Here is an 11,846-nt window from a genome sequence, read left to right as displayed (position 1 = left end):
AAGGAGAGCAAGATGATCCGCGGGATATTCTGGGGTTTGGTTGTAGTCTGGATCGGCTTCTGGATCTGGCTGGGATCGAGTGTTGCCCCGCAAACCTTCGCCTTCAAAGTCGCCTGGCCCATAATCTTTGTGATCATCGGACTTCTCGGTCTGGTGGAACTGATCCAGTCGGCGATAAGACGCTCAAGGAGAGGAATCCCATTCAAACATGTTGGCTGGAGAACCTTCTGGGCGCTCTTGTTAGTGGTGGTAGGATTAGCCATCTGGTTTTCCAATATCGGGCTGATAGCCGGGTTCGGCCAGTGGTGGTGGGCCTTGATCGTGGTAGTGGGAATTGCGATCATCATTCGCGTTATACTCCACCGTTTAAAACGCAAGCCTCGCAAGGTAACCGTCATCATAGATAAACTCGAAGAAGGCAAGATCAACGTGGACGAGGCGGTGGAGGAGATACGTTGCGGCAAAAGCAAGGGTAACTGTTGTCATGAGTAGCGAAGCCACCCTGCGTATCTTAAGGATGGTAAGCGAAGGAAAGATATCGGCAGAAGAGGCGGAGAAGCTGATTGAAGCCATAGAAGGTGCAAGACCTCAGGCTCGGGAAATAACCCTCTTGATCTTCGAGAAAGATAAGGAGAAGCCCAACGTGAGGATAAATCTGCCCCTGTCCCTGGCGCGATTCGCCATGAACTTCATCCCTGCGAGTGTGCTTGCTAAACAGGAGATCCCTGCCGACACCATCCTTGCGGCTTTGGACCAGGCACAGCCCGGCAAGGTGTTCGAGGTAAAGGACGAAGAAGGCAAGAAGGTAGAGATTTACCTGCATTGAAGGCGAAGGTGATCATCTATGAACTCGAAGTGATTTGATGAGTTGTAAACTGCCAAGCTTGTTTAAATCAACAGCTTGCTTTGGTAACAGCGATGTTCAGACCTCTTCACGTAAGTAAGAAAGGAAATGCTTTTGTTCGCAGCACAAAACACTATCCTCCCCCTACCCCCTCCCGTCAAGGGAGGGGAAGAATCTGTACCAACCATAAGAGCCTGACAAATAACGGTTGTAGTAATCCCTCACGACCTCACCCATCCGCACTTATGGACAATTACTAAAGCTAAAAGGTCTCATTGAAGACTTAAGAAGGCTGGCTTGAAGGTTCCTTTAGACCAAATCCTCTTCCGTACCCGCAGCGTTCTGGCGACGCTCTGGGTGCTTTTGTTGCTCGCCTTTTCCCATCCCTGGATAAGTGTATGGAGCGCAGTTCTTTTTATACCAGGACTTCTGATAAGGTTCTGGGCCGCGGGTTTCATAGGTCCGACCTCGCGCAACAGGCAGATCACCACAGATCATTTAGCCACCCGCGGCCCTTACGCCCTCCTCAGACACCCCTTATACATCGGCAATGCATTGCTGGTAGCGGCAGGATTGGTTCTGCTAAGGCCGCATTGGATACTGATTGTGCTGACTTCAGTGGGATTCGTAGCCCTCTACGTCTTGATCGCCAGAGCCGAGGAGAAGCGTCTTTCTCTGAAGCACGGCAAGGAATATGACGAATACCGTCAAAGGGTTTCCCCCTTCTTCCCCAGGCGATTCGAAGGTCCCTTGTTTCGCAGGTTCAAGCTTCCCTGGGCCCTTCGTGAGTATCAGACGTGGATCGTGGTAGGTCTCCTATATCTGTTTGCGTTTTTGAGGCTCTGCTTCATCCCAGTGTGCTCCTTTTTAGCCTCCGGCTAAAAAGATCGCAAAAAACACGGACAGACTGGAGAGTCCGTCCCTACACTACAAATCTAATCTGCGTAATCTGTGGTTAAATAATCAGTGTTCGGCTTCCTTGACTTCGTCCCAAAGCTTATCCAGCTCCTCGATATCCATCTTGGCCAGATCAAGCCCACGCTCAGCAGCCAATCTCCGAACCCCTTCAAACCTTTGCTCGAACTTCTTATTCGACCACTCGAGTGCCTCCTCTGCTCGCACCACTATGTGTCGGGCAAGGTTCACCACCGAAAACAACAGATCTCCAAGCTCGTGCTCAAGATCATCATGAGCCTTCCCGATGTGTTCGGTTAACTCCTGGGTTTCTTCCCTGACCTTGGCCAAAGGACCCTTAGCGCTTCGCCAGTCGAAACCCACCCGCGCTGCGCGCTCCTGCACCATCTGGGCGCGAATGAGAGCGGGCAAGGACTTGGGGATGCCTTCGAAAAATCCCGCCTCTCCCCTCTTTTCCGCTTCCTTGATGCGCTCCCAGTTGGCAAGCACATCGCCTTCCCCTGATACCTTCGTTTCTCCAAACACGTGTGGGTGGCGGCGGATAAGCTTGGCTGACGCTATCTCTTCGACCTTCTCGTAATCCGTCAGACCCGCGTCCTTGGCTATCTGGATACCCATCAAAACGATGTATAAAAGATCACCAAGCTCCTCCTCAATCCTTGCACCGTCGCCAGACTCCAACGCCTCGGAAAGCTCGTAGGCCTCCTCGATATAAAGATGTTTTATGGAAGAAAGCGTCTGCTTACGATCCCAGGGGCACTGGCTGCGCAACCGTTCTACTATCTCGCGCAGCCTCCCCAAGTCTTTATCATCAGAGCTATTCATGGGATTGGTGTGTTACTGGCTATCGCGGGAAGCGCACCGACCCGGTCGCTTCAAGCCTCAGGTTCCTGCCCCTTCTGACCCCTTCAAGCTTTTCGAAACGCACAAGCGGCACTTGTCTCTGGAGTTCGATAAGGAAGGAATCAACAGCCGAGGCGGCGCCATCAACCTTAAGTTTGAAAGGATAGATACCTTCCACCTTCTGGGAATCGGATATCACGGCCTTCGAGGTAGGCCGGCCCCGATGGGTGAATCGCTCCTCAAGGCCCTCTTCGGATGCCTGAAGCGCGCTCCGAAGGCTGTCAAGTTCAGCCGTTATTGTAGCCTCTTCTTGCAAACGCTCGGCCCGGCCAGCTACCTCGGACTTAAGCGAGTTTACTCTTGTTTGAAGCGAGTCCACTTCCCCCAAAAGGCCCTTCGATTCCCTGATGGTTGCAAACCCCAGATAGCCTCCGATCACTAAGACAAGAGCCGTCAGTATCCCGAAGATAACGCTTATGGCAACCTTCATCTCACCCTCAGGAGGAGTCTGTGTTGTATCAACCCTTCACGCGATCCCTGCGGCTCGCTCGTGATAAGCTCAAACATCGCGCTCCCCAAGAGCGCGTCCACATAGCGCCGAACTTCCAGATTTGAGGGTGCCAGGACCATCGCTGTTGCGCTGTCGGCCTCGATCTGGAACGAAACGAGCTTCATACGCGGGCCGAGCTTGGCATCCAGGAGCCGCATTACCTCCAGATACCTTTCGTTATACCGGCTCGCATCCTCTATCTTGCCGAGAAGCTCGCGGTATTGGGCTTCAATGCTCTCGTAGTGGGCAACAGCCGTCTTCTGGGTCTTAAGCGAATCGCTCGTTGCCCTAAGGCTGGCGTTTTCCTGCTCGATGCTCTTCAAACGCCGTCCTTGAAACACAAGACCTATACCTGCACCAACCACCACGAAAAGAAAGACACACACCCAGATGACGAGATAATGCCAGGTGGTCAGCCTTTCACGACGTCTCGGCACGGCAAGATCGATGCGTATCATCACTCGCCCCTCAAAGCGCATGCATAGGCTAGGGTAAAAAGCGGTGCCTTATCCTTCTCGCCTTCAATCTCCACCCCTTCGAAGGGATCAAACACCTCGCCCGTCAGATCAATGCACTCACCAAGGGCTCGGGCGTTCTCAGGCACAAGTGCCGCCTCACCGGACAAGAGGAAGTGATCCAGCCTGCGTTTGTCCTGGGGAAGGAAGTTGCGCCTGACCTTAAGCTCATCATGCCAGAGGCTCAAAGCCTCCTCGCTAAGCCTTGCCTCTTTCAGATTGACCCGAGGGATCTCCTGCATAAGGATCGGATTGCCGTGACTTACAACAACAAGGAAACCTCTGCTACGGTCAAGATGCAGGATAATAATATCCTTCTCTCCCCACTTGGAGCGAAGCACCGCGTTCGCAAGCGCGGTCAACGCGGTCTCGATATGGGTAGGGTTTTTGGGGAAGAGCCCGCTTTTGCGCTGGATCACCTCAAGCGGAGCCGTCACTGCAACAATCCAGGTCTGGCTGCCTACGCTGCGTAAAGGATCGAAGCTTAAGACGTCGCGGCGTGTGTCATAGGTAAGCATGAACTTTGCCTCCCAGGCCACGTTATCCTCTAGCTCGGAGATGTCCACCTTGTCGGAGGCAAAAACCCTGGCACGCACCCCCTGACCGCACAAGGGAAACACAAAGCGGGACACCCTTTCGCGGGAGAAGAACTCCTTAAGCACCTGCCTGATCCGCCTTGGCGAGCGGTCATTATCCTCAAGCTGGATACGACCGCAAGCAGCCGGGTTCTCTCCTTTAGGCAGGCGAACCCAACGGATCTCCTCCTCAGAAATATCAATCCCGTAGGTCATGGGCAAAGTATATGAGCTACTCAATCGATGTCAACCCGTAACACCCGTAACACCCCCAACACCCGTAATACTCGCAACACCCGTAATACTCGTAACACCCGTGATACCACCGATAACCTTTTACAAACCAATCGGCTTGACCGTTTCCGATCTCAAAAAGGCCGTGGAGTTCAGCGCTCTTTACCGATCCTGACGGCAACAGTCTGCAGATCACCCAGGTGGACTGGCCCGCCTACTTCGCCGTCTGCGCACCGAAGTAAACCTTCAAGGATAAACTAACACATACCTGATAATACGTAAAGGACTTGACTTTTCTAAAAAGTTCAATATAATAAAGCAACGAGATGTATAGAGAGTGCAAAAAAGAATCAGGCCAATCCTGTTCCTTTCACAAATGTCAACCTGGACGAATAAGTCCAAAGGAGGGTACGATGCCGAGGTACGTCAAAAGAAAAAACAGCGACACTTGGCACTGGTGCACCAACTGTTCTAATTATCCTACGGGTTCAGATGTAAATGTGAGCTATAAAAGGCCTACCTATGGCGAACTCTGCGACGAGTGCCAGACGAAAGAAAAGGAGGGTAACTGCCGGGGGTAGCTTCGCGAGCCTGAACGTAACTCGGTAGGGGCCGGTCTTAACGCATCAGGTCTGGCGCGAGCCGGCCCTTACTTGTCCCTCATTGCTTCACCGCCAACGCACCGAAGTGAACAACCTCTCCCACGGTCAATCTAGGAGAGGAGGAGTAAAAGTTCTTGACAAGAAGATGCTGGTGGGTATCATCTGGTTTGAATACAGATCACTTTGATCGAATTGGAGGATAAATCTCATGGAGAATAGAGGCGTCAGGGGATTGTATTATATCGCCCATATTAACAACTTGCCATCCATATTAAAGAGAGGAATTCTATCTCATGACCAGGTCGAAGCACAAGATATTCAATTTACACCAATATATGACGCCCAAATTGTTTCGAGCCGTCGTCACAGATTAGCTCCCAATGGTAAAAGTCTATGGAGTTTTGCTAACCTCTATTTTCAGCCCCGAAATCCAATGCTCTATAGGGTGTTGAACACCAAGTCTCCAGAGAATATTATTGTTCTCAGCGTACGCCCAGATATATTAAACAGAAAAGACACATTCGTTTCCACAGGGAACGCTGCTCATTCGCTATCAGAGATATTGCCTCCAAGCGAGTTCGCAAGGATCATTCCTCAAATTAGAGAAAACATCAATATAGAATGGTGGAAAGAAGAAGATGGATCTAAAAGAACAATTATGGCTGAGTGTCTTGTTCCGGATGAGATCGCCCCCGATATGATTCAAACAATATACGTCGCAAGCCATGAAGCCAAAGAAAGAAATAAGGAGATACTTCAGCAAACCGATCTTCCAATTGTACCATCCCCCAAGATGTTTTTTCAATCTCCTATCAGAGCTATCCTTACTCCCTATCTTTCTCTGGTTGAAGGAGACATGTTCTTCTCTAAGAAACAGACGCTTACGGTGAGTGTCAATTGCGTAGGCGTTATGGGTAAGGGACTTGCTTCGAGAGCGAAATGTCAATTCCCAGATGTATATGTGTACTACCAGGACTTATGTCGCAAAGGTGAGCTAAGAATAGGTAGACCCCACCTATATAAACGTGAGTCTTCTTACTATGATCTCTTGGCAGAGGAGCCATCGACTTTAACTCCATCCAACGGCGAAACATGGTTTCTTCTCTTCCCAACAAAGAAACATTGGAGAAAACATTCAGATATACATACTATAGAAAAAGGATTACAGTGGCTTCGGGACAATTACAGAAATCAAGGTATAAGATCTTTGGCTCTTCCAGCCCTTGGGTGTGGACTTGGCAGGCTTGAATGGCGAGATGTCGGTCCCCTCTTATGTAAGTATTTGTCCACCTCGGAAATACCGGTATGGATATATTTGCCCGCCGAGAAGAAAATCTCCGACGAGTTGCTTTCCAAAGAGTTCTTGTTGGGGCAAAGCCAATTATTTAAATAACTTGCCTAGGCTCTTCGCCTGTTTTAACGAGGCTGATACCCAATGGGGCACACTGAGCCTCGCACTACATGTGATGGTTAGGGTAGTTACCTTCGTTTAAGCTATGAGATCGCCACGGTCGTCTGCGACTCCCTCGCGATGACGGAATACAGTCTCGAGGTCCCCTCTGCGATCTTTTCTCTGTAAAGAGAAAAGGAGCATCCAAATCTTGATTTTCCTCCCAAATCGAGTATAGTTAACTCAAGGAGGCGAAATGTTCCGAGGCGCGATAACCGCTCTCGTCACGCCGTTTCGAAACGGCAAACTTGATACCGAAGCGCTGGAGAAACACGTCCGCTGGCAGGTAGAGCAAGGGATTGACGGGCTTCTGGCCTGCGGCACAACCGGCGAAACTCCCGCGCTTACAGAAGAAGAACAAGACACGATGATCGCCACCACCGTTAAGTTGGCTAAAGAAGCTGACCGTAAGGTCCCGGTCCTGGCAGGCGCAGGCACCAACTCCACAACAAAGACTATCAAGAGGGTAAACCAGGTTAAGAAGTTGGGAGCTGACGCGGCACTTGTGGTCACTCCATACTACAACAAACCCACCCAGGAGGGATTGTACAGACATTATGCCGAGATCTGTGAACAGACCGACCTGCCCATAGTTATCTACAACGTGCCTTCACGCACTGGCGGGAATATACTCCCTGCGACCGTCCAGCGGATTGCAGACAAGTACGATAAGATAGTGGCGGTGAAGGAGGCATCGGGCAACTTGGATCAGTCCACCGATATCGTCAGGCGCTGCGGGGAGAAACTGGCCGTGCTTTCAGGAGACGACAGCTTGACACTGCCCATCCTGGCTGTTGGCGGCAAGGGTGTGGTCTCGGTGGTCTCCAACATCGCCCCGTATGACACCGCGAACATGGTGCGCTTCTTCGAACAGGGCGATTTCGAGGCTGCGCTGACCATACACCAGAAGCTCTTTCCGCTCGTGAAGGCACTCTTTACGGAGACCAATCCCGGGCCGGTGAAGGCGGCAACCGGTCTTATGGGCATAAACTCCGGCGAGGTGCGTCTGCCTTTGGCACCGGTATCCGAAGAGAACCTGGCAAAGCTTCGCGAAGCGATGCTTGCATACGGTCTGGCGGTATGATCCGGGTAATAGTTGCAGGCGGCTGCGGCCGCATGGCCGGGGAGGTAGCAAGGTTGGTGAGTGAGGCCGAGGATATGGAGCTTGTGGGAATCGTGGAGCGAGCCGATCATCCAGATATCGGTAAGTCCCGCTATGGGATGGACATCACGGCGGAGTTGGCGAGTCTTCTGGAGGAGGCTGACGTGGTGGTGGAGTTTACATCGCCTGAGGGTCTATTCCAGATCATCGAGACCATGAGACCCTCCAGACTGCCGCTTGTTTCGGGTACAACCGGGCTCTCAGAGGAAGATCTCAACCGACTCAAGGAATCCGCTGCAGAGAGAGCTATTCTATGGGCGCCGAACATGTCTGTAGGCGTGAACCTTATGTTCAAGCTTGCCGCAGAAACAACAAGGGCGCTGCCCGACTACGACGTTGAGATAGTTGAGATGCACCACCGCCACAAAAAGGACGCGCCTTCAGGAACCGCAAAGAAGCTTGCAGGGATTATCAAAGCGAACCGGAGGATCACGAAAGTCATCTACGGACGTGAGGGTTACACTGGAGAGCGTGCCCCGGACGAACTGGCCGTCCTTGCCCTGCGCGGAGGCGACGTGGCGGGCGAGCACACCCTTTACTTTGCGACCGAAGGCGAAAGACTGGAGCTTACACATCGGGCTTCAAGCAGGTTAGCTTTCGCCAAAGGAACACTGAAAGCAATAAGATTTATCGCACATAAACCGAAAAGATTCTATCAATTCGCTGATATCCTGGAGGAAAGTTGAGAGAGCACGCCAAGCGTTTAGACCTGCTTCCCCCCTACCTCTTTGCAGAGCTTGATGCGGCTAAAGCCACCTACGGAGAGGGGGTCATTGACTTCGGTGTAGGAGACCCTGATCAGCCGACCCACCCTGAGATCGTTAACGCTCTCTCTCACGCGGCAAACGATCCGTCTACCCACCGTTACCCCAGCTATGAGGGAACGCTGAGCCTTCGCCGAGACATCGCCTACTGGTACAAGGATCGCTTTGGAGTGGACCTGGACCCCCAGACCGAGGTCTGTGTGCTCATCGGCTCAAAGGAGGGTATAGGCCACCTTATCTGGGCACTTGTTGATCCGGGCGATGAGGTGATCTATCCCGATCCCTCATACCCGGTCTGCCGCAACCAGACCCTCCTTGCAGGAGGGACACCTATCCCTGCCCATCTGCTTGAAGCAAATCACTTCATTATGGATATTCCACGCCTTAAGGCTACTCATAAGACCAAACTACTGATCCTTAACTATCCCTCAAACCCCACCGCAGCCGTAGCTTCACCCATCCATCTTGCCGAGGCGGTGCAGTTTGCGCGCGCTCACAACATGTGGCTTGCCAACGACAACACCTACTCCGAGATCTACTTCGACGAGGAACCGACCAGTATACTTGCCGTGCCAGGAGCCAAAGAGTGCGCAGTGGAGTTCGGTTCATTCTCCAAGACCTTCAATATGACCGGCTGGCGTATCGGGTTTGCTGTCGGAAATGCACGGATGATCGCCGCCCTCTTAAAGATCAAGCGGAACACCGACTCCGGGGTCTTCGTAGCGATCCAGCGAGCGGCCCAGACCGCCCTTGAGCTGGCAGGCGAAGTGGGTAAAGAGATACGGGCCCTTTATAAATCGCGCAGAGGTGCCTTGTTTGCAGGGCTCAACCAGCTGGGCTGGGTGATCCCATCCACAAAGGCCACATTCTACGTATGGGCACAGGTTCCACATAAAGACAGTTCCTCCCTGGAGTTCGCTCGCAAGATGCTTGCTGAAACCGGCGTCCTTGTGACACCGGGTATAGGTTTTGGCGAGGCAGGCGAGGGCTACGTTCGCTTCTCGCTGACACTCGACCGCGCTCAAATCCAAGAAGCTGTGGATCGTTTAGGGAAATGGCTCTGATAGTAACCAAGTTCGGAGGTCGTTCACTCGCCACCGTGCGGCAATTAAAAAGGGTGGCCTCTTATCTAGCTGACAGGGCAAGAGAAGATAAGCTGGTGGTTGTGGTCTCGGCGATGGGCACTAAGACCGATGAGCTTAACGCCTTAGCACGATCTGTAACTACCAAACCCAAAGGCAGGGAGCTTGACATGCTTCTTACCGCTGGTGAGCGCATCACCATGAGCCTTTTGGCCATGGCACTTGCCGAACGAGGGGTCAAGGCCCGCTCCTTTACCGGTTCACAGGTAGGCATACACACCGACGAGAGCCACAACGACGCCCGGATACTATTCGTGCGCGGCAACAGGCTAAGGGAGACCATTGCCGCCGGTTATATCCCGATAGTTGCCGGGTTCCAGGGCGTAAGTGCTGAGGGCAAAGAGGTAACCACGCTTGGCCGCGGCGGATCGGATACCACGGCAGTGGCCCTTACCAAGTTTCTGGGCGCAGATTCTTGTGAGTTATACAAGACAGTCAAGGGGTTGTGCACGGCAGACCCGCACCTGTTTCCAAAAGCCACGTGTCTAGAAAGGATAAGCTACGAGGAACTTGTTGAGCTTTCCGATTACGGCGCCCGGGTGCTGCATCCACGTGCTGCGGCACTAGCCATGCGCTACAAGGTTCCACTGGAGGTACGCTCAAGCCTTGCTCCTGAAAAGCGAGGAACCAAGGTTAGGGATTTCAAGGAGCTCGAGGACCGCTTTGTGCGCGCCGTCACGCAGCAGAAAGGACTGGTGCGGTTCACGGTTAAGGATGTGCCCAAGAATCCACTCGTGATGACTCAGGCGGTCGCTCGTCTGGCTGATGTTGGGGTACATATCCTATCCTACTCACATGGTCACCCCCAGGCAGAAGCCTTCGACCTAGCCTTCATCGTATCAAAAGAAGATGCCCCTCTAACCGAGAAGATATTAAACGCATTCCGTAAGGAGACCGGTGCGGCAAGACTCTCTGTTATGAAGCAGATAAGCGAGGTCTCGCTTGTGGGTCCTGGTGCAGGGCAGGATGCGCATATCACAAGACGCGCATTCGAGGTACTGCGCGCAGAAAACGTTCACATAGAGGCGTTTGCCACCTCCCAACTCAAACTGACCTTCTTTTTGCGTGCGCGCAGCCTTAAGCGAGCCATCACAAGACTGCTTGAGGAGTTTAACCTGATGGTGAGGTCAAAATGATCATCGTAGCTCCAACAGCGTTCAAGGAGGCCTTGGGACCTGTTGCTGCGGCACGTGCCATAGCCACAGGCCTGAAAAGCAGCCTGAAGAGGAAAAAGATCGAACTCTACCCACTTTCAGACGGCGGCGACGGATTCCTGGAATGCATCTCATACTACTTCAAGGGCCAACGCTTGAGGAACGTGACACTTCAGGTAACCGACCCTGCCGGCAGGCAGATCAAAACCTCAGCGCTTATCTCAGGCAGGCAGGCCTTTATTGAATCGGCCTCCATCCTCGGACTCAGGCTCGTGGCCCCCCAGGAACGCGACCCCCTTAAAACCACCTCAAAAGGGCTGGGCGAGGCTATCCTTGCACTGCTTGATAAGGGCATGGAGGAGGTGGTCGTTGGACTGGGAGGAAGCGCCACGGTTGACGGGGGCAGGGATGCGTTGGAGGTTTTAGGTGTTCGTTTCCTGGATTCAAAAGATAATCCACTGGGGCTTGGGCCTGCTGAACTTACAGACCTTGAAAGAATAGATCTATCCGGCATAGACCCGAGGGTCAAGAAACAGGTACTGATACTCTGGGACGTCGACAGTCCCTTACTCGGCCCATATGGAGCCTTGATCTATGCCCCTCAGAAGGGTGCCGGCCAAAAAGAGCTTAAGGCGCTTGAACTCAGCCTGCAGCGCTACGCAGAGGTGGCCGAACTGGCAATCGCTCAGAGGCTTGATCACCGCCGAGGCATGGGTGCTGCAGGAGGCATCGCATTCGGGTTCGCCGTCCTTGCAGGCTGCAAGCTAATGAGCGGCGCAGACTACCTCCTAAGACTCTCAGGCCTCAGGGATAAGCTGAAGAAAGAAGACATCGTAATCTCCGGCGAGGGCAGACTGGACAAGCAGAGCCTATCTTACAAGGTAATAGGGGCGCTGCGTCGGTTGCCGCACAGCAAACTGATACTCCTGTGCGGAGAGATAGGGGTTCAGATAGCACCACGCGACCGCAGGACTGCCGCCATATCCATACAACCAGGGCCGATCGATCGCAGCAAGGCTATAGCTGCAACTAAAGAGAATCTCAAACAGACCGCCACCCAGATCGGACGCCTGCTGGCATAAGCTTAAGAGGAGCA

13 protein-coding genes are annotated in these 11,846 nt (G+C 52.8%); 9 read left to right on the top strand and 4 right to left on the bottom strand.

Going from position 1 to position 11,846, the window contains the following annotated elements:
• Positions 1–12: 12 nt before the first annotated feature.
• The 3 genes from CEE36_07215 to CEE36_07205 all read left to right on the top strand — a co-directional run bounded on the left by CEE36_07215 (position 13) and on the right by CEE36_07205 (position 1,726).
• Positions 13–492 carry a hypothetical protein gene (locus tag CEE36_07215; protein TKJ42683.1) on the top strand — a complete coding sequence of 160 codons (480 nt, stop codon included), beginning with the start codon at positions 13–15 and terminating at the stop codon, positions 490–492.
• A complete protein-coding gene (locus CEE36_07210) occupies positions 485–826 on the top strand; it encodes a hypothetical protein (protein TKJ42682.1) in 342 nt (113 codons plus the stop codon). Before CEE36_07215 ends, CEE36_07210 begins: the two co-directional genes overlap by 8 nt.
• Positions 827–1,141: 315 nt before the next feature.
• Entirely contained in the window at positions 1,142–1,726 is a 585-nt protein-coding gene (locus tag CEE36_07205; protein ID TKJ42681.1) for a hypothetical protein, read from the top strand.
• Positions 1,727–1,807: 81 nt separating this feature from the next.
• On the opposite strand, the gene CEE36_07200 is transcribed toward CEE36_07205, so the two are convergent.
• Genes CEE36_07200 through CEE36_07185 form a run of 4 tightly spaced genes read right to left on the bottom strand, consistent with a single transcriptional unit; the run spans position 1,808 to position 4,458 of the window.
• Positions 1,808–2,584 (bottom strand): nucleoside triphosphate pyrophosphohydrolase, encoded by a 777-nt coding sequence (locus CEE36_07200; protein ID TKJ42680.1) that lies wholly within the window; start codon positions 2,582–2,584, stop codon positions 1,808–1,810.
• A 19-nt stretch (positions 2,585–2,603) separates the two neighbouring features.
• Positions 2,604–3,092: a hypothetical protein gene (locus CEE36_07195; GenBank protein ID TKJ42679.1), complete on the bottom strand. Its 489-nt coding sequence runs from the start codon at positions 3,090–3,092 to the stop codon at positions 2,604–2,606.
• Positions 3,089–3,613 (bottom strand): hypothetical protein, encoded by a 525-nt coding sequence (locus CEE36_07190; GenBank protein ID TKJ42678.1) that lies wholly within the window; start codon positions 3,611–3,613, stop codon positions 3,089–3,091. Before CEE36_07190 ends, CEE36_07195 begins: the two co-directional genes overlap by 4 nt.
• On the bottom strand, positions 3,610–4,458 hold the full coding sequence (locus CEE36_07185; GenBank protein TKJ42677.1) for a hypothetical protein: 849 nt from the start codon (positions 4,456–4,458) through the stop codon (positions 3,610–3,612). The genes CEE36_07190 and CEE36_07185 overlap by 4 nt, the downstream gene beginning before the upstream one ends.
• Positions 4,459–5,286: 828 nt before the next feature.
• On the opposite strand from CEE36_07185, the gene CEE36_07180 reads away from it, so the two are divergent.
• The 6 genes from CEE36_07180 (at position 5,287) to CEE36_07155 (ending at position 11,832) form a co-directional block, all read left to right on the top strand.
• A complete protein-coding gene (locus CEE36_07180; protein ID TKJ42676.1) occupies positions 5,287–6,471 on the top strand; it encodes an Appr-1-p processing protein in 1,185 nt (394 codons plus the stop codon).
• Between the two features lie 253 nt (positions 6,472–6,724).
• Entirely contained in the window at positions 6,725–7,612 is an 888-nt protein-coding gene (locus CEE36_07175; GenBank protein ID TKJ42675.1) for a 4-hydroxy-tetrahydrodipicolinate synthase, read from the top strand.
• Positions 7,609–8,376, top strand: a complete 768-nt coding sequence (locus CEE36_07170; protein ID TKJ42674.1) for a 4-hydroxy-tetrahydrodipicolinate reductase — start codon at positions 7,609–7,611, stop codon at positions 8,374–8,376. Before CEE36_07175 ends, CEE36_07170 begins: the two co-directional genes overlap by 4 nt.
• Positions 8,373–9,518, top strand: a complete 1,146-nt coding sequence (locus CEE36_07165; protein TKJ42673.1) for an LL-diaminopimelate aminotransferase — start codon at positions 8,373–8,375, stop codon at positions 9,516–9,518. The genes CEE36_07170 and CEE36_07165 overlap by 4 nt, the downstream gene beginning before the upstream one ends.
• A complete protein-coding gene (locus CEE36_07160) occupies positions 9,509–10,732 on the top strand; it encodes an aspartate kinase (GenBank protein TKJ42672.1) in 1,224 nt (407 codons plus the stop codon). Before CEE36_07165 ends, CEE36_07160 begins: the two co-directional genes overlap by 10 nt.
• Positions 10,729–11,832 carry a hypothetical protein gene (locus CEE36_07155; GenBank protein ID TKJ42671.1) on the top strand — a complete coding sequence of 368 codons (1,104 nt, stop codon included), beginning with the start codon at positions 10,729–10,731 and terminating at the stop codon, positions 11,830–11,832. The genes CEE36_07160 and CEE36_07155 overlap by 4 nt, the downstream gene beginning before the upstream one ends.
• Positions 11,833–11,846: the final 14 nt, after the last annotated feature.

The sequence above is a fragment of the candidate division TA06 bacterium B3_TA06 genome (assembly GCA_005223075.1).
GTDB lineage: Bacteria > Hydrothermota > Tepidihabitantia > B3-TA06 > B3-TA06 > B3-TA06.
The sequence above is the reverse complement of the archived record's forward strand: the minus strand, read 5'-3'. Positions and strand labels throughout refer to the sequence as shown.

Bases quoted from the DNA above. Each gene is read 5' to 3' on its own strand.
- CEE36_07180 (TKJ42676.1), top strand. From the start codon at position 5,287: ATGGAGAATAGAGGCGTCAGGGGATTGTATTATATCGCCCATATTAAC.
- CEE36_07155 (TKJ42671.1), top strand. From the start codon at position 10,729: ATGATCATCGTAGCTCCAACAGCGTTCAAGGAGGCCTTGGGACCTGTT.
- CEE36_07170 (TKJ42674.1), top strand. From the start codon at position 7,609: ATGATCCGGGTAATAGTTGCAGGCGGCTGCGGCCGCATGGCCGGGGAG.
- CEE36_07210 (TKJ42682.1), top strand. From the start codon at position 485: ATGAGTAGCGAAGCCACCCTGCGTATCTTAAGGATGGTAAGCGAAGGA.
- CEE36_07185 (TKJ42677.1), bottom strand. From the start codon at position 4,458: ATGACCTACGGGATTGATATTTCTGAGGAGGAGATCCGTTGGGTTCGC.
- CEE36_07200 (TKJ42680.1), bottom strand. From the start codon at position 2,584: ATGAATAGCTCTGATGATAAAGACTTGGGGAGGCTGCGCGAGATAGTA.
- CEE36_07160 (TKJ42672.1), top strand. From the start codon at position 9,509: ATGGCTCTGATAGTAACCAAGTTCGGAGGTCGTTCACTCGCCACCGTG.
- CEE36_07175 (TKJ42675.1), top strand. From the start codon at position 6,725: ATGTTCCGAGGCGCGATAACCGCTCTCGTCACGCCGTTTCGAAACGGC.
- CEE36_07195 (TKJ42679.1), bottom strand. From the start codon at position 3,092: ATGAAGGTTGCCATAAGCGTTATCTTCGGGATACTGACGGCTCTTGTC.
- CEE36_07215 (TKJ42683.1), top strand. From the start codon at position 13: ATGATCCGCGGGATATTCTGGGGTTTGGTTGTAGTCTGGATCGGCTTC.